Genomic DNA, 21,543 nt, shown 5'->3' on the forward strand with positions numbered 1-21,543 from the left:
TCACAAAATCTGGCTGAGATGGAGCTGGCCCATCAGCAGCGGGTTATCGCTGTAGTCGACGGGAATGGCCACCACGGCCGGGCCATCCACATCCATCGCCGCACGCAGCGTCGGCTCAAGCGCCTCGGCGCTCTCCACGGCAAAGCCTTTCGCGCCGAAGGCGTCGGCATACGCTTTGAAATCGACCGGGCCGAACTCGACGCCGGAAAGGCGCTGGTATTTTTTCTCTTCCTGAATCGCCACCATGTTGTAGGCGTTATCCACCCAGATGATATGCAGCACGTTGGCGTTGAGGCGCACCGCGGTTTCCAGCTCCATGCTCGACTGCAGGAAGCCGCCGTCGCCGGAGACTGAAACCACCTTGCGGCCCGGGTTCACCAGCCACGCGCCAATCGCCCACGGCAGCGCGACGCCCATGGTCTGCTGACCGTTGGAGATCATCACCTGACGCGCCCGGAAGCTGTAGAGGTAGCGGGCGATCCAGATGTGGAAGCTGCCCATGTCCACGGTGAGCGTCACGTCGTTATTCACGATGTCCTGCATGGCGCGAACGATGCGCAGCGGGTGCAGGGCAAACTGGTTGAGCGAGGCGCCGCGGCGGTCGAGCAGATCGCGCTGATGCTGGCGATCGACCAGAATTTCGGAGGCCCGTTGGCTCAGCTCGAGCTTACGGTCGATCCGGTTAGCAAGCAGGTTCAGCGTTTCGGCGATATCCCCCACCAGCTCCAGATCCGGCACGTAGTTACGCTCTTCATAGGCGGGCAGCACGTCGATGTGCACCAGCGTCGCGTCGCCGCTGTTCCACATGGACGGCTCGTACTCCACCGGGCTGTAGCCGATGCAGATAATCAGGTCCGCCAGATGCAGCAGCCGGTCGCCCGCCTGGTTATTGAACAGGCCGACGCGTCCGGCGAAGCGGGTGAAGTGTTCCTGGTTTACCGCCCCGGCGGCCTGATAGGTGCTGGTCACCGGAATGCGGCTTTTCTCCAGCAGCTTGCGCAGCGCGGCGCTGTTCGCGGGCTGGCTGGCCATCAGGCCGAGTAAAATGACCGGATTTTTGGCGTTTTCGATAAGCTTCGCCACGTCGTTAATCGCTGACTCCGGTGCCGGGCCCATCAGCGCCGGGCCGCTGGCGGGTAAAATCGCCCCCGTCGCGGGCTGGTCGACAATATCCTGCGGCAGGCTGACGAACGCGCCCCCCGGCCTGCCGTGCTCGGCGGCGCGAAACGCGTTCGATACCACCTCGGCAATCGCGTCCGGCGAACTGACCTCCACGGCGTATTTAGTGACAGGGCTGAACATGGCGACGGTGTCCATACTCTGGTGCACCAGCTTGGCTTTATCCGCCCGCTTCACCGCCCCGCCCAACGCCACCACCGGGTCGCCTTCGCTGTTGGCGGTGGCGATGCCGGTGATCAGGTTAGAACAGCCCGGCCCGGAGGTGACCAGCGCCACCCCGGCCTTGCCGGTCAGCCGCCCGACCGCCGCCGCCATAAACGCCGCGTTGGCCTCGTGGCGTACCGGGATGATCTCGATGGAGGAGTCCAGCAGGGAGTCAAAGACCTTGTCGATTTTCGCACCCGGGATCCCGAACACCTGCTTCACGCCCTGCGCTTCCAGCTGGCCGACAACCATATCGGCGCCGTGCGCCCACTGACGTGACTGTTTCTCACTGTTCACGGTAGTTCTCCTGTTAGTTTTCGACGGAACGGATCGCTGCATCAAGATTGCTGGGGTGAAGGTTGGCCTGTAAGAACGCGCTGTCGGCGGGCAGGTCAATCATCAGCTTGTGAATTTCACCGAAGGTGAGCACGCCACTCTCCAGCTGGTAGTCGAGCAGATGGCCCCCGCCCTGACGGTCGTCGGTGATGAAATGCTCGTGATAGCCGGCCACGTTGATGCCCTGCATGTGCTGCGGCGTGCGGAACCCGACCAGCACCCCTTCGCGCTGGTTAAAGCGGAACACCGGCTGGTCGTCCAGCACGTCGGTCATCGCGCGGTACGGCGGCTTCTGGCGCGGTACCGTGCGGGTATGGGCGTGGCGGAAGTTGCCGTCGATGCGCAGCGCGCAGAACAGGTTGTCGGAGGGGATCTGCTGGTCGATGACGTCGTGGATCTGCTGACGGCTGACCGGCGCATCGAAGGTTTTGCGGTACTGCGGCTGGAACCAGGTCATCACCGCGAACGGCGTTTTCTGTTCTGGCTTCGCGGCCCGGGCGCTGCCGTCGGCGCGCAGCTGGTACACCTGGCTGCTGAAGGCAATCATTTCTCCGTCCAGCTCGTTGAAGGTGCCCAGACCAAAATCACCGTGTGCCAGCAGATCGGCGATGGTGGTCTCTCCTTCGTACACGCCGCTTAGCAGGGCGCTCATTAGCGATGTCTGATAGATCACGCTGTCAGGATGCTGGGCGGAGAACCCCCGCAGGGTCTCGCACAGGCTGGCCTCACAGTCGCAGGCAGATGAATGCATCATCGTGCTCGTCCTCTTCAACTTTATTTAGAAAGGTTAAATAAATGTTGACCCGATTCAGCAGAGAGTTCCAATATAGAAACCATGCTGGTTTGAGACGTTTTAGATATGGAACTTCGTTATCTGCGGTATTTTGTCGCGGTTGCACGCGAGCGACACTTCACCAGGGCGGCCGAAGCGCTGGGTATTTCCCAGCCTCCTCTGAGTCAGCAGATCAAACGGCTCGAAGAGGAAGTGGGCACGCCGCTGTTCAGACGCCTGACGCGGGGCGTGGAGCTGACCGAGGCGGGAGAAGCCTTCTACGAGGACGCCTGCAAAATTCTGGCGCTGAGCGATGCCGCGCTGGAAAAAGCCCGCGGCATCGCGCGCGGGCTGAACGGCAACCTGTCGATTGGCATCACCAGCTCCGACGCTTTTCATCCCAAAATTTTCGCGCTGATCCGCCAGTTTCAGGTGCAGAACATGGCGGTGCAGGTTCACCAGGTGGAAGCCAATATGTCGTCGCTGACGACGATGCTGGCGGAGGGTGAACTGGATATCGCCTTCGTGCGCCTGCCGTGTGAGAGCAGCAAGGCGTTCGAGTTAAAAATCCTCGACCGGGAGCCGATGGTGGTGGCGCTGCATCGCGATCATCCGCTGGCGGCGTGCGATTCGCTGGCGTTAGAGCAGCTTCGGAATACACCGGTGGTGCTGTTCCCGCAGGAGGTCGCGCCGGGGCTGTACGAACGGGTTCACGGCTGCTGCGAGCGGGCCGGAATTGACGTGCAGCACGCGCTGCAGTCGTCGCAGCTTTCCTCCTCCCTGAGCATGGTTTCCGCGGGCGGCGGGTTCGCGCTGGTGCCGAAATCCATGGCGGCCATTTCACCGCCGAATGTCACCTATCACGCGCTGAGCTCGCCGGAGCTTTATACCGATATCGCGCTCTGCTGGCGGCGCTTTGAACGCTCGCGGACGGTGAAGCGGTTTTTGATGATGATGAGCGAGGGGTGACGGCAATAGAGGGGTTTTGGTTTTTGCAGGCCGGGTAAGGCGTAGCCGCCTCCCGGCAATGCCCTTCTGGAAGCCGCCTCGCAAACTTTCAAGAAACCTTATGTAATTCAGGGTGATCCCTTTCCTTCCCTTTTTCGCCGCCGTAAAGTGCCTGCGTTGCGGCACATCCGTAACCGGGCGTAGGAACCCGTTAGCATAACATGACGTTTTTTTGGACAAAGAGGATGCTAAATGGCGACTACCCCTGGATTTTCTTACGCGCTCTCTGAGGAAAGCGCAGTTCATCACCTTATCAACACTTCAATTTCCGATTCTGCGGATCTCTTCGAACTGGCCGATGCCTGCACTGCGTATGTCAGCGTGCTGGTGGAAACTGACGACGCGGTGACGTTTGCCACGCTCTGTAAGAGATTGCTGGCTGCGCTTAAGCGACTGCGGGAGTGCTGCAATGCCGAACTGCCTTCGCATCTGGTTGAACAACTGATTGCGGGGGAAAAGATTGCCTCCTGCGTACCGGACTGCTGGCAGGAGACGACGCTGCAGGTGGATTATGCCGTAGCGTTAACGCTGGCGGTGATGGGCGGGACGTTGCCTGCGAGCGTGGCGAAAGAACTCACCGGGCTTCTGCATGATATGGTCTGGCTTCTGGCGGAGTTTGTGAAGGAGCCTTATATTTCGGCACATTGAGGTGGGTGATAGGTGGCCGGAATTCTGCTGGGTAGAAGCAGGATTTCGACCTTACGCTAACGTTGAATGTCTGCCAAAAGCGAGGAGCGGACATCTTAAGTAAGTTGTTTTTTTATGCTACTACCTCTATATAGCAATGTTATATGGCTACATTTATACAGAAGTAAGGATTAGTCTTTTCCCGGGCCATAATTGAATTTTGTACCTTTACCAATGGCGTAAAACTGTCCGCCAGCTACGTAATGGACAGTACGTAATTCATCTGGCGCATCATCAAAAATCCAGTGCCCATTTCTGAAAACGCGGTCATCACTCCATGCTCCGACAATTTCCCCCATAAACAAGTTGTGCTGCTTTTCATTTTCTTCATTGGGTATGACCTTACATACTAACCAGCCAGCGCAACCTTCAACTAAAGGCAGATCAAACTCTTTTTGATAGAATAGTGGAATTTTACTGTTTTTATCGGGTGTGTCGGAATAACTGTGGCCTCCAGCATATAAGACCATATCCATCTGATTTACTACTGGGATCTGCACAACGTAATATCCGCTTTTTTCTACAAGCCCGCGAGTAAATGCCTGTGGACCTATAAAAGCCATCACTTTGTTATTGCCTACTAATCCCACCCAAGCCGCTGCCATGACATTTTCAATGCCATCATTTTTAGCCGATATCATCGTCGTTGGCCCGATCTGTAATAGCCGATAGGCTTTGTTTAACTCTACTCGTTGAATTGACATAATTTACTCTTTTGAGTTCTGATAAAAAGTAAGACAGGTTACTTATTTTATTGTTCGATTATATGACTGGAATAGTTGCAAATTAATTGCTATTATCAAAATATATTAATGCAAATTTCACAACAATCATGAACAAACTTGATGCTCTAAAATTTTTCATCATCGCCTCTGAGACCTTGAACTTCCGCGAAGCAGCAATCAAGCTGTCGGTTTCACCATCAGTAGTAAGCCGAACAGTCGCTGAGTTGGAGAAACAACTTGGTGAACCTCTATTCAAACGCAATACGCGTTCGATCTTTCTCACCAGTTTCGGTGAACTATTTTTACCCCAAGCGAAGCGACTGCTGGAGGATTCAGAAAAACTATTTCAGACGGCAAAAGATGATAATGAAATGAAGGGCATTGTTCGTATCACATTACTTCGACTTCCAAATCATGAACAAATCTTGTATGAACTATTGACTGCACTACGTCCCTATCCTGAGTTATTTATCGACTGGCGTTTAGATATGATGAAACTTGATACTATCGAGCATCGTATTGATATAGGTATACGCGTAGGGCGAGAACCTAATCCAAACTTTATCATTAAAAATATTGGGCAAGTTGAACATATTTTAGTCGCATCCCCTGAACTCATTGCGCGCCTGGGGGCTCCTACTGATTTAGAAGATCTTCGACAGCGCTATCCATTTAGTGGTTTAATTAATCCTGAGACGGGAAAATCATTTGAGTTTATGAGTGACGCAGTAAATACTTTTGTACCTCGTCATATTGAGTTTTATACTACAGATCCATATGCCGAAATTCAGGCCGCATTGGCCGGGAAAACGGTTGTACAGTCAAGCGACTTTATCTGTAGAGAGTACTTAGCAAGCGGCCAACTTGTTCCCCCACTGCCAGAACTGCGACAGGAGAAATGGCAATTTTATTTATACCGGCCTTACCAGCTGATTACTCCAAAAAGGGTGACGGTCGTTTTCTCGCTATTAGAAAAGATATTACGCAAATATTTCGAATCAAATTAACATTCTCCTCCACGTCCGCTTCTGGCACAAAGCGGACATTTTTTTCACAGTCACCTCATACAGTGTTCACACTCATTAAATGACCGCCGTCAGCACGAGCATTTGAAAACTGTACTCCATCACTTTTTCCATATTATCAACCCACCAACTATCACCTATTATATTTCCAATATGGAAACACGGGGCAAGGATGCACGTAGTCTCAAGAGCGCCTTTCGACGCGACTACCAGACAATTTCCTAATCAAGCACAAGCCCTGGACGATCTTTACCGAGTACTAAAGAGGAACACTACCCGTCACCGGACGATATGCGAAAGCGATTCCCCAGCCTGGACAGGATGAAATACCGGGTGAAATGGTGGGTCATTGATGTGGGCAGCGGTGATGTTTTTTGCTGATTTTGAGCGAGGAAAGATTTTCATCAAACACATCAGCACACACGCAGAATATGACAAGCTCACGGACCTCTACCGGAGAACGAAAGAATGAATTATGCAGCAGCCATCAAAGCGGCAAACGATCTGACAAACGCGCTCCCTTTCCTGGGCTCACGCCCGTCGCGGCATGATTACGAGGATGCGCTGACGTTGGTGAAGATGCTCACCACTAAAATCGATAAATACGAAAACAAGTCTCCGGTGTTTGCAAAATTTAACGCGCGTGTTGCCAGCATTCCGTCAGGCGTTGCGTTATTGCGAACGCTGATGGATCAGTACCAACGTTAACGCTGGATCATATGCGTGCGCTGGCGAAGGGTTTTGGTTTGCCGGTGAGTGCGTTTGTGGGGAAGTGATCGAGAGCAGGCGCTTTGTACCCAATCCGCGATAATGCGTCGTTTACATACAAGAACAAAGAGCTGTTTATGAAAACAATTGAAGAACTACGAAACGAGCTTCTAAAAATAGGTGAGCAACTAGGGGGAGGCACAAGGCCAAAACATTACTTCTTTATCCCTGACCAACCCGATGGGGCCGCAACTCCCTATCTTGAAATTCATGGCAAAGAATATCATTTTATCGTCAGTGAAAGAGGCCTTGAGATACAGCGAAAAGTAACGCTCAGTGACGATGAAGTTCTGTATTGGTTTGTGGAAAGTGCCGTGGCGGGGATGGCCTCAACCTATGCAGCAAGCCATTCATCTGAACGAGAATTTAGAGAGGTTTATTTCAGAAGGCAATATAGTTTAATGCTCTCTATCAAACCTGAATGGGCAACAAGAAAGCGCAAAGAAATCACTGAGCTCCTCCATTCGCAAAGAAGCGAACGTGGTTAACCCAACCGGCTCGTTACATTTACTTCCCTGTTGCCCTCTCTTTTCCTGGTAATTGCCTGCAACACACCATCTGTTACTCTGGCAGGACGCAAGGGATGACAAGGAAGAGAGATGCTTAACCCAGGATTCGTTACCCGCAAAGCGCTTGCTCAGTGGAAGGATGTTCCCGCTTTTCTCCCCCAGTTCCAGTTTCATGAAAAACACCTGACGGTCATTCACACTAGCCGCCCTGAAAATATTCTGCCGATGATTGCCAGCTTTGACGTCCGGCAAGATGCCGTGATTCGGCGGTTAATGTCATTGCGTCAAATACCGCAAAAATTTCTGCGCAACCAGAAGCCACAGTCGATCGGCAACTTTGGTTTGCACAGTTTTACCCTTTTGAAGAACTCTGCATCTGAGCTCTGCTATGGCTTAAGAGGGCAATTCTGGCGTACCGATTTCGGTCTGGAAAACGTGCCGGATGCCAGTGTTTTTCAGACCCCAGCCGAGCCGGGCAGCGCGAAACTGTTGCTGCGCTACAAGGTAACGGAGCTGGCGCCCGGCAAACATGAGCTCTCTACGGAAACATTCATCTATTGTCCGGACAGACGCACTCGACTAAAAATGTCGGCTTACTGGCTGATAATACGGGCGGGAAGCGGCTGGATCCGTAAAAGGACGCTGAAGGCTGTTAAATCGAATATTGAAGGACGGGAGTCATAAGATGCTGGCTTATATCACAATAGGTACAAACAACTTTCAGCGCTCCGTGAATTTTTATGACGCAGTTTTTAACGTTCTGGGCTATTCACGTCTGCCGGCATGGACTGAAAGCTGGGCAATGTGGGGAGATGAAAATAATCCCGGCGAGGGCTTCAGCTTCTGTCTTTGTCCTCCTTTTGACCAGCAGCCCGCGACGGCGGGAAACGGGACAATGTTCGCATTCAGTGCAGATAACGCGGATCTTGTCAGACGGTTCCATGCAGCTGGCCTCCTTGTGGGAGGAACGGATGAAGGCGAGCCTGGTACGCGAAGCGCGTACGGCCCCGACTTTTATGTTGCCTATCTGCGCGATCCTGACGGGCATAAGCTCGCATGCGTTTATCAGCATTACTCTCCTGAAGCCGACAAGTTTGTAGACAAGGAATAGTCGCTTCAATCCTTATCTACCGCCCCACCGCCACGCTCGCCGACAGCCCCGCCACCAGCTCAACCCCCTCCGGCAACCTGTCGATATGAATGCGCACCGGCACGCGCTGCGCCAGGCGCACCCAGCTAAAGGTGGGCTCGACGTCGGGCAGGCCCAGCCAGCCCGCCTCATCGTTGCTGTCCCCGATCCCATGCCCGATGCTCTCCACATGGCCCGTGATGACAGGCTCGTAACCCATCAGCACCACCTGCGCGGCATCCCCGACGCGAATATGGCGCAGCTTGGTCTCCTCAAAGTACCCCACCACCCAGAAGCTGTGGGCATCAACAATGGCGACCTTCGTCTCCCCCGCCGTCGCGTAGTCTCCGGGGCGAAGCCGCAGGTGCGTGACGTACCCCGAGACCGGCGCGCGCACGGTGGCGTGCGCCAGATTCAGCTCTGCCAGATCCAGCGCGGCCAGCGCGCCGTGATAATTGGCCGCCGCGACGTTCGCCGCGCTGCCGGTTTGCTGTAAATCCTCGCTCGAGATGGCGTTTTTAATCAGCGTGCGGCGATGGGCCGCGTCCTGGCGCATCAGCATCTCATGGCGTTTCGACTCGACGTCCGCCTGCGCGCTGACCACCGCCAGCTTAAGCCAGCGCGGATCGATGGTGTAAAGCACATCGCCCTGGTTCACCCACTGATTGTCCCGCACGGCCACGCTGATGACCGGCCCGGAGACGTCCGGCGCAATCTGCACCACGTCCGCCCGCACGCGGCCGTCGCGGGTCCACGGCGTTTGCGCGTAGTGTTTCCACATCATAAAGGCCAGAAGCGAGGCCGCCGCGGCCGCGCTCAACGTCAGCGCATAGCGAGCCAGTAAAGAGAGCAGTGATTTCATGACAATAACCCCAACGCGATCAGACCCTGCATCAGCAGGAAAAAGGTGACAATCCAGGTTGAAACATCCATCAGCGGGCGAAACGGCAAGCGCCGGTAGAGCCTGCTGAGCGAGAAAAGCGCGACGAGGCCCAGCGTGCAGACCAGCGCCGCGAGGGCGACCATCAGCAGCCCCGGAATAAAAACCCCGCCGATATTGAGATCGTTAACCATTGTCTGGCCCCCGTAATGCACAGTGCAGATCCACCAGCCTGAAGACCAATTGCCGCGCGTGTTCATCTGCCGCAGGCAGTTGGCTCTCGATAATAGCGGCAATGCGTTCGCGTAAGGCGTTGCGGTCCGCGGCGTTTATCCGATGAAAAAGCGCGTCAACCTCCCTGCCGGGCGGTGCGCCACTGCGGCGTAAATGCATAACCGCGAGCCCCAGACGCAGCGCGTGCAACAGCCGATCGAGCGCCTGCTCCGGCGCGCGCGCGCTGCGCTGCAGGCGCGGCAGCAACAGGGCGGTCCGGTCCATCATCAGGTTGATCCAGTGCGTTTCATCAACCCGCAGCGTGCCCTTCACGCTGCGGCGAATGTCGCGCTGGCAGAGGTTCAGCAGACGCGCGATGGCGCCGTCCGCCTGCACGGTTTGCAGCAGGCTCATGCTGACGACGGCAAAGCCGGTCGCGGCAAAGAGCGCGATGGCGGTGTTGGCCGCGACGGCGAAGTCTCCGCTGTAGTGCGCCCCCAGCTCGCACAGAATGGGCAGGGTCAGGGTGATGCCCATCGCCATAAACGTGGTGGGCGGGCGCGCCTGAAGCGACCCGGCCAGCAGATACGCCGGGGCAAGCACCGCCACCAGCACCGTAAAATCGCTTACCTGCGGCAGCAGCGCAAAGCTGTAGAACAGGCTAATGACCACGCCCCAGAATGAGCCAATGATGTATTTCACGATATGCGGCGCCGGGGTGTCGAAGCTGCCAAACAGCGTGCAGCAGACGCCGAGTATCGAAACCGCCGTACCGCCATCCGGCCACGCCGAGAAGATCCAGACCAGACAGCCGCTCAGGATGATAGCGAAAGCCCCCAGCGCCGTGCGGGCGGCAGTTAGGGGATCGCGATGGAAAACGTAGCCTTTCGCCGCGCGGGTTTGCACCTCACCAAACACGGGTTTTGCACGGTGGATGGCCCCGGAAAGACGTTCGCACTGCTGCAGAAGCACGATCGCCTCCGAGAGGTAGCGGATAAAACTGACCTGCAGCGCGTCGTCAAACGTCTGCGCCTGCGCGGCATACCGATCGATGAGAAGCGCACAGCGGAGCCGCAGCGACTCTGCCGTACTGCCGGCATCAGCGCCTTCAGCGGTAAGCCAGGCCTGAACGTCGCCCATCAACGCCTGCACGTCGGCGGGCAGGGTTCCGCTCGCTGGCAGGCGATCGTGCAGTTCACAGTTGACGATAACCAGCCGCGCCAGCCGGTCGTGGATCGCTTTTCTGGCCTGTCGCACCGGGGCTGAAAGGGCAAAATCATACGGAATATGGTGGCTGATGCCCTGCAGGAACTGCAGCGCCAGAGCCAGATGCAGGGGGCCGGAAGCCGCATCGGGTTTGCCTGATAGGGTGTCCGCCACCCGCGCGCGCGCGGCCTGTAGCGTCTGGGATAGCTTAGCGTTGAACTGGCCCGATACGCGCGCGGGCAGCACGTAGCGGTGGATCAGCGCCGCGCAGAAAATCCCAATCGCGATCTCCTGCACGCGGACGATGGCGACGTTAAAAATGCCGCCGGGATCGGACACCGCCGGAAAACCAATCAGGCTCGCGGTGTAGCCTGCCAGCACAAACGCGTAAGCCCGGGGCGTGCGTTCCAGCAGGGAGAGCCACAGGCAGAATACGATCCAGCCCGTCAGCACCGCGCTGCACAGGACTGGCGTATTTGCGAAGGCAGGCACAATCACAACGGTCGCGCTGGCACCTACCGCGGTGCCGGCCAGCCGGTAGAGGCTTCTGCTCAGCGATGCCCCGACCGACGTCTGCGACACGATGTAAACCGTAATAATGGCCCACGAGGGACGCTCAAGGCCTATCGACAGCGCGAGGTAATAAGCCAGCATCGCCGCGGCAAAACTCTTCGCGGCGTAGATCAGCGCGCCCGCATCGTTTCGCAGCGCGGCGGGGAGACGCACGGGATGAGAGAAGATGTTTTTCATGCCGGGATTATTACCGGCTTGCAGACCCGCTTAAATACTCTATTCTGTCAAAAAATACCTAAATGTTGCCAGAATCGTGAAACCTCAATCTGCTACTACGCTGTATGACCCTGACTCTACCGCCTCTCCTGCCGTGGCGCGTCATCTGGACTTCGTGGATTACGCCGCGGAAGTACCGGTGCATACCCACCGCAAGGGCCAGCTGATTATTGCCCGATACGGCGCGGTCAGCTGTTACGCGGAGAATGATATCTGGATCGTGCCGCCGGACTGCGCCGTCTGGATCCCCGGCGGGATCCCGCACAGCGCCAGGGCGACCTGGAACGCGCATCTTAACTATCTGTTTATTGAGCCCGGCGCGGCGGCGCTGCCAGAAAGATGCTGCACGCTGGCGATCTCGCCGCTGATTAAGGAGCTGGTTGATCGTCTGACGCGCGAAGGCGTGGATTATCCCCCCGACGGCCACGTCGCCAGATTGACCCGGGTCACGCTTGACGAGCTCGCCAGCATGCCGCAGCAGAAGCTAAGCCTGCCGGTCTCAACCGATCCGAAAATTCGCGCCATGGCGGACGCGCTGGTCAGCCGTCCTGAGGACAGAAGCACCCTGAAGGACTGGGCGAAACGGCTCGCCCTCAGCGAGCGCTCGTTTGCCCGCCTGATGCAGCGCGAGACCGGGCTGAGCTTCGGGCGCTGGCGTCAGCAGCTGCATTTGATTATCGCCCTGCGGGAGCTGGCCAGCGGCGTGCCCGTCCAGAACGTGGCGGCAACGCTCGGGTATGAATCGGTGAATGCGTTTATCACCATGTTCAGAAAAGCGATGGGCAGCACGCCCGCCCATTATTTTGCCGAACGGAAAAACAGCGGCCGTTAGCCCGGCCCCTCGCTCCCCGCCGCCAGCAACGGCACCACCACATCGCTGATGGGCACCGCAATACCGTGCTTGCGGCCGTAGCGCTGGATCACGCCGTTGCGGATACCCCACTCCATCGGGCGATCGGCCTGGCGGTCGGCCAGGATCGACGTGCCCAGATCTACTGGCGCACGCTGGAAGTTCGCCAGGATCTCCTGCGCCACGTCATCATCCAGCTTCGCCCCTTCGGCGCGGGCAACGGCAAGCCCCTCGCGCAGGTAGGCCAGCGCAAGCTCGCTGATATCTTCGCGCCTGAACATCCCGGCGCGGCGGTTAGAAAGCACCATCAGCCCGGCGACCGCGTTTTGCAGCAGCTTGCGCCAGGCGACGGAGGCGAAATCTGTCGAGAGCTCAACCGCGCAGCGCGTACCGCGAAGCGCCTCTACCACCCGCTGCGCCTGCGGCACGTCCGGCAGGGTCAGACGCGGTTTGGCGCGCAGCCAGACGGAGGCATCCGGTTCGCGCTGGGCCGGGAACCAGACCACCGACGGCAGCACCGTCGCGCCGTTAACCCACGGCTCAAGCTGGGCTTTTTGCTCGACGCCGTTTTGCAGGGCGCAGACCACGGTGTTTTCATCGCACAGGGCGCGCAGCCACCCGGCGCTGTCGGCGTTCTGGGTAGTTTTCACTGCGATGAAAACCAGATCCACTGGCTGCCTGATGACGGCCGGATCGGTTAATACCGGACCGGGCACCACGGTTTCACCCTCGTCGTGGCGCAGGCGTAATTCCGCGTGCGCGGTGCGCCCGCACAGCAACGGCGTGCGGCCAACGTCATGCAGCACCGCGGCGATGGTGGTACCAATTGCGCCAGGCCCAATCAGCGCAATCACTGGATTGTCAGACATGGTTATCTCCCCTTTTCGCTAAGCCTGCTAACAGTTATACCACCCTGAAAAGTGAGCGCCACGTCGTTGTCTATACTCAACACACTACAGACAACGGAGTGCGCCATGCCTTTACCCGATTTTAAGTCCTCTGAACCTTTCACCCTCGGCATCGAACTCGAGCTGCAGGTGGTTAACCCGCCGGGCTACGATCTGAGCCAGGACTCCTCCGCGCTCATCGCCGCCGTCAAAGACGACATCAAAGGCGGCGAGGTCAAACACGATATCACCGAAAGCATGCTCGAAATCGCCACCGGCGTATGCCAGAACATCGACCAGGCGGCGGCGCAGTTCTCGGTGATGCAGCAGAGCATCCTGCGCGCGGCGGCGGAGCAGCATATCCAGATCTGCGGCGGCGGGACTCACCCGTTCCAGAAGTGGCAGCGGCAGGAGGTGTGCGACGACGAGCGCTATAACGTCACGCTGGAGCGCTTTGGCTACCTGATTTTGCAGGCGACGGTGTTCGGCCAGCACGTGCACGTCGGCTGCCGAACCGGGGACGACGCGATTTACCTGCTGCACGGCCTGTCGCGATTCGTGCCGCACTTTATCGCCCTGGCGGCGGCCTCGCCGTACATGCAGGGCACGGACACGAAGTTCTCCTCGTCGCGGCTCAACATCTTCTCGGGATTTCCGGATAACGGCCAGATGCCGTGGGTCAACAGCTGGCAGGAGTTCGAGGGGCTGTTCCGCCGCCTGAGTTCCACCAGCATGATCGACAGCATTAAGGATCTGCACTGGGATATTCGCCCCAGCCCGCATTTCGGCACCGTCGAGGTCCGGGTGATGGATACGCCGCTGACGCTCGGCCACGCCATTAACATCGCCGGGCTTATTCAGGCGACGTCGCACTGGCTGCTGACCGCGCGGCCCTATAAGCATCAGGAAAAAGATTTTCTGCTGTACCGCTTTAACCGTTTTCAGGCCTGTCGCTACGGGCTGGAGGGGATCCTGACGGATGTGCATACCGGCGAGCACAAAACCGTGGCGGAAGACATTGCGTGGCTGCTGGAGCAGGTTGCGCCGTCGGCCGAGAAGCTCGGCGCGACGAGCGCAATCAATGAAATTGCCCTGCTGTTAAAGCAGGGCAAGAGCGAGGCGCAGCGCATGCGGGAGTTTATCGCCGACGGTGGCTCGCTGATTTCTCTGGTTCAGAAGCACTGCGAGCTGTGGGCGACGAGTCCGTAAGGCCGTGGCCCCACTCGCGCAGGCGCTGGAACAGCACGAACAGCGCGGGGATAAACACAATCCCCACCACGGTCGCTACCAGCATGCCGCTGAACACCGTGGTGCCGATGATGCGGCGGCTCTGGGCCCCCGCCCCGGTCGCCAGCATCATCGGCAGGACGCCGATAATGAACGACACGGCGGTCATCATCACCGCGCGGAAGCGGCGCGATGCCCCTTCCCGCGCGGCATCGACAATCGCCATTCCGTCCATGCGCCGCGCGCGGGCGAACTCCACGATAAGAATTGCGTTCTTGGCGGCGAGGGCTATCAATAGCACCAGACCAATCTGCACGTACACGTCGTTGGCGTAGCCCGCCAGCCACAGCCAGACCAGCGCCCCGCCGATGGCGAACAGCACCGAGAGCATCACGCTCGCCGGGAGCGTCCAGCTCTCGTACTGGGCGACGAGGAACAGCCACGCCATCACTACCGCCGCCAGCACGATCCACATCGCCTGGTTGCCGGTCTGCTGCTCCTGATACGACATGCCGCTCCAGGCGTAGTCGTACCCGGCAGGCAGATTCTGCGCCAGAAGCTCGCCCATCGCCGCCATCGCGGTGCTGCTGCTCACCCCTTCCGCCGCCGAGCCGCTCACCGACACGGACGGGAACTGGTTGTACTGCTGCAGGAACGGCGCCCCGACGGTCGGCGTGATGGTGACGAGGTTGCTCAGGCGCACCCGCTCGCCGCTGTTGCTGCGCACGAACAGCTCGCTGATTTGCCCGGCGCGCTCGCGCCACTGCATCTCATTCTGCATCACCACGTGGTAGACGCGGTTGTTGACGCTGAAATCCCCGGCGCGCGTGCCGCCAAAGGCGGTTTGCAGGCTGCTGAAGATGCGCGACACCGGCACGTCGAGACGCGCGGCGCGCTCGCGGTCAACGGTCAGCGTCAGCTGCGGCACGTTGCTGCTCCAGGTGGTGAACACGCGGCTCAGCTGCGGGTGCTGGTTGGCTTTCGCCAGCACCTCACGCGTCACGCGCTCCAGCTCCGCCGGGCTCTGCCCCGCCTGCGCCTGAATGCGCAGGTCGAAGCCGGAGGCGTTGCCCAGCCCCGGCAGCGTCGGCGGCGCGAAGGTCATGATGGTCGCTTCCGGCAGGGCCAGCAGCTGGCGCTGCAGGGTACCCATCACCTCGTCCAGCGGCGGGCGCTCGCTCCAGTCCTTCAGCATGATGGAGATAAACCCGCCGTTGGAGGCGCTGGTGCCGTTGAGAATGTTAAATCCGGAGACCTGAATCACGTCCTCCACCGCCGGATTTTTTGCGATGAGTTCGCGTGCCGTGGTCATCACCGCTTCGGTGCGCTCCAGCGAGGCCGCCTCCGGCAGCTGGACGCTGGCAAAGAAGTAGCCCTGATCCTCCTGCGGCAGGAAGCCTTTAGGCATCGACGTAAAGCTGAACGCCACCACGGCCGCCGCGCCTGCGGTGGCCAGCAGCGCCAGCCACGGGCGAAGGTTGAAGACAGTCACGATGCGGGTGTAGACGCCACGCGTGGCCTCCAGCCCCCGGTTGAACCCACGGAAAATCGCCGCGGGCTGCACCGGGCGCGGACGCAGGAGCATCGCGCACAGGGCGGGCGTCAGGGTCAGCGCCACGAGGCTTGAGAGCGTGACGGCGGTGGAGAGCGTCACCGCAAACTGGCGGTACAGCTCGCCGACAATCCCCGGCAGGAGCGCTACCGGCACAAACACCGCCAGCAGCACCAGCGTCGTGGCGATGACCGGCCCGGCGATCTGGCGCAGCGCCAGCGCGGTCGCCGCCGTGCGGCTCTGCCCTTCCGCCATCAGCGTTTCGACGCTCTCCACCACTACGATGGCGTCATCCACCACCATGGTCAGCGCCAGAATAATGGCGAACAGGCTGAGCGTGTTGGCGGAGTAGCCGAGCGCGTAGAGCACCGCGAAGGTGCCCACCAGCGATACCGGAATGGCGAGCGCGACAATCAGCGTCGCGCGCCAGCTTTGCAGGAACAGGGACACCACGACCACCACCGCCAGCATCGTCAGCGCCAGCGAGACGCCGATCTCTTTAATGGTGGCGGCCACAAAGGAGGTGGTGTCGAATTTCACCTCGTAGACCAGGTCGTCCGGGAAGCGCGTCGAGAGGCGATCCAGCTCCGCGCGCACCGCGTCGGCCACGCGCAGGGCGTTGGCGGACGGCGTCGGGTAGATGCCGAGGTAGGCGGAATCGTGCCCGTTCAGCTGCGCGCCGGAGCTGTAGCTGCGCGAGCCGAGCTCGATGGTGGCGACGTCCTTCAGACGCACCAGCTGGCCCATCTCGCCCGCGCGGATGATGATGTCGGCAAAGTCTTCGGCCTGGCTTAAGCGCCCCAGGCCGTTGATGGTCAGGGTCTGCTGCTGGCCGTTAAACACCGGCGGCGTGCCGACCTGGCCTGCCGCACCCTGCACGTTCTGCTCGCGCAGCGCCTGCGCCACGTCGTCGGTGGTGACGTTCAGGGCGTTCATGCGGTCCGGACGCAGCCAGATGCGCATGCTGTAGTCGCGCGCGCCAAATATCTGCACCTGCCCGACGCCCGGCAGACGCGACAGCGCCTCGCGCACCTGGGTGCTGGCGTAGTTACTCACAAACAGCGCCGTGTGGGTGTTGTCCGGTGAGTAAAGACTTACCCCCATCATCAGGTTGGTGGCGCGCTTGCGCACCTGCACGCCGTTTTGCTGCGCTTCGGTCGGGAGCTGCGCCACGGCCTGCGAGACGCGGTTTTGCACGTCGATGGCGGCGAGGTCCGGATCGGTGCCCGCCGCGAAGGTGATGTTCAGGCTATACGAGCCTTCGTCCGAGCTGGTGGACTCCATGTAGAGCATGTGATCCACGCCGTTCAGCTGCGTCTCCAGCGGCGTGGCGATAGCCTCCGCCACGTCAGCCGAGCTGGCGCCCGGCCAGCTGGCAGACACATTCACCACCGGCGGCGCGATCTGCGGGTACTGCTCCACCGGGATAATCCTCAGCGCAATGGCCCCCAGCAGGGTGATGACAAGCGCAATCACCATCGCGAAGCGCGGGCGTTTGATGAAAAACGTCAGCATGATGGCTCCTTAATTCAGTATCTGGACGGCCGCGCCGCGCTGCACGCGCTGCGCGCCGTCAGTAATCGCTCGCTCACCGGGCTTCACGCCGGAGGTAATCCGGAACTGCTGGCCGATCTGTCCGGCGACCTTCAGCGGGCGCATTTCGGCTTTGCCGTCGGCGTTAACCACCCAGGCAAAGAACCCGTCGCCGTTCTGCTGGACCGCCGCGGCGGGCAGGGTCAGAGCCGGCTGCTCGCTGGCCGGGCGCAGCGTCACGTTCACGCTGCCGCCGGGCAGCAGCTGATGGCGCGGGTTGGCAAACTCGGCGCGCAGCATCACGCTGGCGGTGCGCGGATCGATGCGGTTGTCCACGGACGTCAGCTCGCCGCTGACGCGCTGGCCGTTGCTGTCAATGAACGTCTGCCAGGCCTGCTTCATGGCGCTGATATCCGCATGCTGTCCGGCTTTGGTGGCAAACGCGCCCTCTTCCAGCGCAAAGGCGATGCGGATGGGATCGAGCTGCACCACCTCCACCAGCACGCCGCTGGCAGGGTTGACCAGGCTGCCGACGTGGAACCGACTGTGCCCCACGCGACCGTCGATCGGCGAGGTGATGCGGGTGTAGTTCAGGGTGACATTACGGGTTTCGAGCCGGGCTTTGGCCTGCTCCAGCGCCGCGCTGGCGACGTCCCTTTGCATGCGGGCGTTGTCCACGTCGTGACGGCTGATGGCGTTGCTGCTGCCCAGGCTTTCAAAGCGGGAAAGCTGCTGCTGCGCCTGGCGCAGCGTGGCTTCAGCGCTTCTCACCTCAGCCTGCGCCAGACGCAGGGCGGCGCGCGGCTCGGCGTCGTCCAGCTCGAACAGCAGGTCGCCTTTTTTCACGTACTGCCCGTCGCGGAAGTGGATTTTGGCGATCGCGCCTTCGGTACGCGCGCGCAGCTCAACGGTGTGGATGGCTTCGATGCGGCCCGGGATCTGGCGCTCGGCGGCGTGGGCGGTCTGCTCCACGGTGGCGACGCGAACGGGGATGGCGGCAGCGAATACGGGTTGCAGGGTGCAGGCGAGGAGCGCGAACAGGAGTGGGAGTTTCATTAAGAGGTACCTCAGATGTGTTCCCCTCACCCCGGCCCTCTCCCACAGGGAGAGGGAGGTCAGAGTCCCCTCTCCCCGTGGGAGAGGGTTAGGGTGAGGGCAAAAGGTTATGCAGCCTTACGGAACCTGCGGGTCAGTCGCTTCTCGATTTCGACGACGAAGAACATCACGCCCGCTACCGCCAGGGTCACAAACCAGTAGCGCAGCGGCAGCGCTTCGGTGCCGAACAGCATCTGCATCAACGGCAGGTAGATAATCGCCGCCTGGAGCAGGAACAGCACGCCCGTCACCAGCCAGATCCCTTTGTTCGCCAGCAGGCCTCGGTTCAGGGAGAATCCTTCGGTGTTGCGGCAGTTAATCATGTACACCCACTGGGCGCAGACCAGCATCTGCAGCAGCACGGTGCGGATGAACTCCGCGCTGTGGCCGCGCGGGGCCAGCCAGGCTTCCAGCGCAAAGGCGGCGATGGCAATCATGGTGCCGACGAAGGCCACGCGCCACACGGCGTAGGCGTCCATCACGTGCTGCCCGGTCTGACGCGGCGGACGACGCATGATGTTGCGCTCGGCGGCTTCGAAGGCCAGACCGAAGGAGAGCGTGGCGGAAGTGGCCATGTTCATCCACAGGATCAGCACCGGCGTCAGCGGAATGATGTTCCCCGCCAGCAGCGCAATTACAATCAGCAGCCCCTGCGCGAGGTTGGTCGGCATGATGAACAGAATCGTCTTCTTCAGGTTGTCGTAAACGCGACGCCCCTCTTTCACCGCGCTGGCGATGGTGGCGAAGTTATCGTCCGTCAGGACCATGTCCGCCGCCTCTTTGGTCACTTCCGTGCCCTTGATGCCCATCGCGATGCCGACGTCAGCCTGACGCAGCGCCGGGGCATCGTTCACGCCGTCACCGGTCATGCCGACGATTTCGCCTTTGTCCTGCAGCGCTTTCACCAGGCGCAGCTTATGCTCCGGGCTGGTACGGGCGAAGATGTCATACTTCACCGCCGCTTCCGCCAGCGCGGCGTCGTCCATTTTCTCCAGCTCATAGCCGGTGACCGCCTGCTCGCTGTTGGCGATCCCCAGCATCTGGCCGATGCTCATCGCCGTCTGCGGGTGATCCCCGGTGATCATCTTCACGCGGATCCCCGCCTGCTGGCAGGCGTTAATCGCATCAATGGCTTCCGGACGCGGCGGATCCATCATCCCGGCGATGCCGAGGAAGATCAGGCCGTGGCTCAGGTCGTCGTGCGTCAGTTCCTGCTCGCCGTTCGCAGGCTTGAACGCCGCGGCGACCATGCGCAGCCCCTGACGCGCGTAACGCTCCATCTCGCTTTCCCAGTACGTGCGGTTGAAGGCTTCCGCACCGTTGCGGGTCTGCTGCTGCGCGCACAGGGCGAAAATGACGTCCGGCGCGCCGGTGATCAGGATCTGCTCCTCACCGCCAATCTGGTAGTGGGTGCTCATGTACTTGTACTGCGAGTCGAACGGGATTTTGTTAACCAGCGTGGTCATGACCGGCTCAAGGCTGGCCTTCGCCGCCAGCACCTTCAGCGCGCCCTCGGTCGGCCCACCGGTGATGCCCCACAGGCCGCGCTCGTCCTGAATCAGCTGGCTGTCGTTACACAGGTCGATGGTGCGCAGGTAGTGCTCCAGCACGGTGCCCGGCTGGATGTGGACCGGCTCGTCGCTGCCTTCCAGGTAGATGTTGCCGACCGGCTCGTAGCTGTTGCCGTCCACGCGGTAGCAGGCGTCAGCGGTGATAATGGCTTTAACCGTCATCTCGTTCATGGTCAGGGTGCCGGTTTTATCCGAACAGACCACGGTCATCGCGCCGAGCGTTTCCACCGTCGGCAGCTTGCGGATAATCGCCCGCTTGCGCGCCATCGCCTGCACGCCCAGCGAGAGGATGATGGAGATAATCGCCGGCAGACCTTCCGGCACGGAGGCCACCGCCAGGCTAATCAGGGAGAGCAGCAGCTCGCCCATCGGGATCTCGCGGAACACCAGGCTGAAGACAAACAGCGCGGCCATCATCGCCAGAATAATGGCGAAGATCGCTTTACCCAGCTTGTCCATCTGAACCAGCAGCGGCGTGCGGTGCTTTTCGATACCCGCCATCATCTGGTTGATGTGGCCGAGCTCCGTATCCTTACCGGTCGCGGTGACCACGCCGACGCCGCCGCCCGCGCTTACGGTCGTTCCGGAGAAGACCATATTGGTGCGATCGCCCAGCGGCAGTTCGCCGCTCAGCGGATTAACGTGTTTATCCACCACGGTGGATTCACCGGTCAGAATGGCCTCTTCCACGCGTAAATTATGCGCTTCGATTAAACGCATATCCGCCGGAATACGATCCCCCGCGCGTAATACAATAATATCGCCCGGGACTATTTCAGTTGTGGGTAGAGTTTCGTGATTGCCGTTACGAATAACGCGCGCCTCGCTGGAGAGCATATTACGAATACTCTTCAGGGATTTTTCCGCGTTGCTTTCCTGAATATGGCCAATTAAAGCATTGATTACCGCCACGCCCAGAATTACCAGCGTATCAACCCAGTGGCCCATTACTGCCGTTAATACGGCGGCGGCCAGCAGGACATAAATCAGCACATCATTAAAATGGGCCAGGAAACGCAGCCAGGCGGGTTTGCCTTTTTTCTCCGGCAGCGCGTTCGGCCCTGTTTTTTGCAGACGCGCCTGCGCCTCTGCACGATCCAGGCCGCTGGCCTGGCTCTGCGTGTGGGTAAGCACCTGCTCTACGGTCTGCTGGTATGCCAGCCCGCCGGAAGGCGGCACGTTTGGGGACACTTTTTTTTCGGTCATCGTATTTTTCCTTCAATATCCGGTGAACAGAAGCCTGAATTCCTTTCTGGCTAAATAAATTCATTTTTAAGTCTTGCGGGTAAAATTGATCTACCGCAATATAATGACTTCTCGGTTATTCAAAACTGATTAAAACTATTTAGATGGCCTGATTTTTACAAAATATTTCTAAACCAACACTAAACGAGGGGG

Annotated in this window: 19 protein-coding genes and 1 pseudogene; 10 read left to right on the forward strand and 10 right to left on the reverse strand. The window is 59.4% G+C overall.

The window, feature by feature from the left end:
- Complete coding sequence (gene alsS / locus HCH49_RS10925; RefSeq protein ID WP_033144871.1) at positions 1-1,680, reverse strand: acetolactate synthase AlsS; 1,680 nt, start codon at positions 1,678-1,680, stop codon at positions 1-3.
- 13 nt (positions 1,681-1,693) lie between these two features.
- Positions 1,694-2,473, reverse strand: coding sequence for an acetolactate decarboxylase (gene budA / locus HCH49_RS10930; RefSeq protein ID WP_023310680.1), 780 nt, complete (start codon positions 2,471-2,473; stop codon positions 1,694-1,696).
- A gap of 105 nt (positions 2,474-2,578) precedes the next feature.
- Between budA and HCH49_RS10935 the strand changes: the two genes are divergently transcribed.
- Entirely contained in the window at positions 2,579-3,460 is an 882-nt protein-coding gene (locus tag HCH49_RS10935) for a LysR family transcriptional regulator (RefSeq protein WP_087822146.1), read from the forward strand.
- 231 nt (positions 3,461-3,691) lie between these two features.
- Complete coding sequence (locus HCH49_RS10940; RefSeq protein WP_087822145.1) at positions 3,692-4,147, forward strand: hypothetical protein; 456 nt, start codon at positions 3,692-3,694, stop codon at positions 4,145-4,147.
- A gap of 170 nt (positions 4,148-4,317) precedes the next feature.
- Here the strand turns inward: HCH49_RS10940 and HCH49_RS10945 are convergent, their stop codons facing one another.
- Entirely contained in the window at positions 4,318-4,890 is a 573-nt protein-coding gene (locus HCH49_RS10945; protein WP_048976663.1) for a flavin reductase family protein, read from the reverse strand.
- A gap of 128 nt (positions 4,891-5,018) precedes the next feature.
- On the opposite strand from HCH49_RS10945, the gene HCH49_RS10950 reads away from it, so the two are divergent.
- The 6 genes and pseudogenes from HCH49_RS10950 (at position 5,019) to HCH49_RS10975 (ending at position 8,324) form a co-directional block, all read left to right on the forward strand.
- Entirely contained in the window at positions 5,019-5,918 is a 900-nt protein-coding gene (locus tag HCH49_RS10950) for a LysR family transcriptional regulator (RefSeq protein ID WP_064673606.1), read from the forward strand.
- Positions 5,919-6,108: 190 nt separating this feature from the next.
- A pseudogene (locus tag HCH49_RS10955) lies at positions 6,109-6,408 on the forward strand (type II toxin-antitoxin system HigB family toxin).
- Entirely contained in the window at positions 6,405-6,644 is a 240-nt protein-coding gene (locus HCH49_RS10960; protein ID WP_375372073.1) for a hypothetical protein, read from the forward strand. The pseudogene HCH49_RS10955 and the gene HCH49_RS10960 overlap by 4 nt, the downstream one beginning before the upstream one ends.
- Positions 6,645-6,781: 137 nt before the next feature.
- On the forward strand, positions 6,782-7,192 hold the full coding sequence (locus tag HCH49_RS10965) for an Imm63 family immunity protein (protein ID WP_087822847.1): 411 nt from the start codon (positions 6,782-6,784) through the stop codon (positions 7,190-7,192).
- A 111-nt stretch (positions 7,193-7,303) separates the two neighbouring features.
- Positions 7,304-7,897, forward strand: a complete 594-nt coding sequence (locus HCH49_RS10970) for a hypothetical protein (protein ID WP_069303782.1) — start codon at positions 7,304-7,306, stop codon at positions 7,895-7,897.
- A 1-nt stretch (position 7,898) separates the two neighbouring features.
- The gene (locus tag HCH49_RS10975) at positions 7,899-8,324 is read left to right on the forward strand and encodes a VOC family protein (protein WP_221702679.1); all 426 of its coding nucleotides are present in this window, start codon (positions 7,899-7,901) and stop codon (positions 8,322-8,324) included.
- Between the two features lie 16 nt (positions 8,325-8,340).
- On the opposite strand, the gene HCH49_RS10980 is transcribed toward HCH49_RS10975, so the two are convergent.
- From HCH49_RS10980 to HCH49_RS10990, 3 genes are read right to left on the reverse strand one after another with little or no spacing between them, the layout of a single operon-like run.
- Positions 8,341-9,204: an HlyD family secretion protein gene (locus HCH49_RS10980; protein WP_221702680.1), complete on the reverse strand. Its 864-nt coding sequence runs from the start codon at positions 9,202-9,204 to the stop codon at positions 8,341-8,343.
- Positions 9,201-9,416 (reverse strand): DUF1656 domain-containing protein, encoded by a 216-nt coding sequence (locus HCH49_RS10985; RefSeq protein WP_048976666.1) that lies wholly within the window; start codon positions 9,414-9,416, stop codon positions 9,201-9,203. Before HCH49_RS10985 ends, HCH49_RS10980 begins: the two co-directional genes overlap by 4 nt.
- Positions 9,409-11,391, reverse strand: a complete 1,983-nt coding sequence (locus HCH49_RS10990; RefSeq protein WP_221702681.1) for an FUSC family protein — start codon at positions 11,389-11,391, stop codon at positions 9,409-9,411. Before HCH49_RS10990 ends, HCH49_RS10985 begins: the two co-directional genes overlap by 8 nt.
- 76 nt (positions 11,392-11,467) lie before the next feature.
- On the opposite strand from HCH49_RS10990, the gene HCH49_RS10995 reads away from it, so the two are divergent.
- Complete coding sequence (locus tag HCH49_RS10995) at positions 11,468-12,262, forward strand: helix-turn-helix domain-containing protein (RefSeq protein ID WP_221702682.1); 795 nt, start codon at positions 11,468-11,470, stop codon at positions 12,260-12,262.
- On the opposite strand, the gene HCH49_RS11000 is transcribed toward HCH49_RS10995, so the two are convergent.
- The gene (locus HCH49_RS11000) at positions 12,259-13,149 is read right to left on the reverse strand and encodes an oxidoreductase (RefSeq protein ID WP_221702683.1); all 891 of its coding nucleotides are present in this window, start codon (positions 13,147-13,149) and stop codon (positions 12,259-12,261) included. The two genes, HCH49_RS10995 and HCH49_RS11000, sit on opposite strands and share 4 nt — an antisense overlap.
- Before the next feature lie 105 nt (positions 13,150-13,254).
- Between HCH49_RS11000 and HCH49_RS11005 the strand changes: the two genes are divergently transcribed.
- Complete coding sequence (locus HCH49_RS11005; protein WP_029741715.1) at positions 13,255-14,376, forward strand: YbdK family carboxylate-amine ligase; 1,122 nt, start codon at positions 13,255-13,257, stop codon at positions 14,374-14,376.
- Here HCH49_RS11005 and HCH49_RS11010 read toward each other — a convergent pair.
- The 3 genes from HCH49_RS11010 to HCH49_RS11020 all read right to left on the reverse strand — a co-directional run bounded on the left by HCH49_RS11010 (position 14,306) and on the right by HCH49_RS11020 (position 21,351).
- Entirely contained in the window at positions 14,306-17,461 is a 3,156-nt protein-coding gene (locus HCH49_RS11010) for an efflux RND transporter permease subunit (protein WP_221702684.1), read from the reverse strand. The two genes, HCH49_RS11005 and HCH49_RS11010, sit on opposite strands and share 71 nt — an antisense overlap.
- A gap of 9 nt (positions 17,462-17,470) precedes the next feature.
- On the reverse strand, positions 17,471-18,535 hold the full coding sequence (locus HCH49_RS11015) for an efflux RND transporter periplasmic adaptor subunit (protein WP_033144854.1): 1,065 nt from the start codon (positions 18,533-18,535) through the stop codon (positions 17,471-17,473).
- Between the two features lie 107 nt (positions 18,536-18,642).
- The gene (locus HCH49_RS11020; protein WP_221702685.1) at positions 18,643-21,351 is read right to left on the reverse strand and encodes a cation-transporting P-type ATPase; all 2,709 of its coding nucleotides are present in this window, start codon (positions 21,349-21,351) and stop codon (positions 18,643-18,645) included.
- Between the last annotated feature and the right edge of the window lie 192 nt (positions 21,352-21,543).

The sequence above is a fragment of the Enterobacter sp. Y17 genome (assembly GCF_019730495.1).
In the GTDB taxonomy this organism is placed as follows: Bacteria; Pseudomonadota; Gammaproteobacteria; order Enterobacterales; family Enterobacteriaceae; genus Enterobacter; species Enterobacter asburiae_B.

Bases quoted from the DNA above. Each gene is read 5' to 3' on its own strand.
- HCH49_RS10975 (WP_221702679.1), top strand. From the start codon at position 7,899: ATGCTGGCTTATATCACAATAGGTACAAACAACTTTCAGCGCTCCGTG.
- HCH49_RS10940 (WP_087822145.1), top strand. From the start codon at position 3,692: ATGGCGACTACCCCTGGATTTTCTTACGCGCTCTCTGAGGAAAGCGCA.
- HCH49_RS10965 (WP_087822847.1), top strand. From the start codon at position 6,782: ATGAAAACAATTGAAGAACTACGAAACGAGCTTCTAAAAATAGGTGAG.
- HCH49_RS10970 (WP_069303782.1), top strand. From the start codon at position 7,304: ATGCTTAACCCAGGATTCGTTACCCGCAAAGCGCTTGCTCAGTGGAAG.
- HCH49_RS11015 (WP_033144854.1), bottom strand. From the start codon at position 18,535: ATGAAACTCCCACTCCTGTTCGCGCTCCTCGCCTGCACCCTGCAACCC.
- HCH49_RS10985 (WP_048976666.1), bottom strand. From the start codon at position 9,416: ATGGTTAACGATCTCAATATCGGCGGGGTTTTTATTCCGGGGCTGCTG.
- HCH49_RS11005 (WP_029741715.1), top strand. From the start codon at position 13,255: ATGCCTTTACCCGATTTTAAGTCCTCTGAACCTTTCACCCTCGGCATC.
- HCH49_RS10960 (WP_375372073.1), top strand. From the start codon at position 6,405: ATGAATTATGCAGCAGCCATCAAAGCGGCAAACGATCTGACAAACGCG.
- HCH49_RS11000 (WP_221702683.1), bottom strand. From the start codon at position 13,149: ATGTCTGACAATCCAGTGATTGCGCTGATTGGGCCTGGCGCAATTGGT.
- HCH49_RS10950 (WP_064673606.1), top strand. From the start codon at position 5,019: ATGAACAAACTTGATGCTCTAAAATTTTTCATCATCGCCTCTGAGACC.
- HCH49_RS11010 (WP_221702684.1), bottom strand. From the start codon at position 17,461: ATGCTGACGTTTTTCATCAAACGCCCGCGCTTCGCGATGGTGATTGCG.
- HCH49_RS10935 (WP_087822146.1), top strand. From the start codon at position 2,579: ATGGAACTTCGTTATCTGCGGTATTTTGTCGCGGTTGCACGCGAGCGA.
- HCH49_RS11020 (WP_221702685.1), bottom strand. From the start codon at position 21,351: ATGACCGAAAAAAAAGTGTCCCCAAACGTGCCGCCTTCCGGCGGGCTG.
- budA (WP_023310680.1), bottom strand. From the start codon at position 2,473: ATGATGCATTCATCTGCCTGCGACTGTGAGGCCAGCCTGTGCGAGACC.
- HCH49_RS10980 (WP_221702680.1), bottom strand. From the start codon at position 9,204: ATGAAATCACTGCTCTCTTTACTGGCTCGCTATGCGCTGACGTTGAGC.
- HCH49_RS10990 (WP_221702681.1), bottom strand. From the start codon at position 11,391: ATGAAAAACATCTTCTCTCATCCCGTGCGTCTCCCCGCCGCGCTGCGA.
- HCH49_RS10945 (WP_048976663.1), bottom strand. From the start codon at position 4,890: ATGTCAATTCAACGAGTAGAGTTAAACAAAGCCTATCGGCTATTACAG.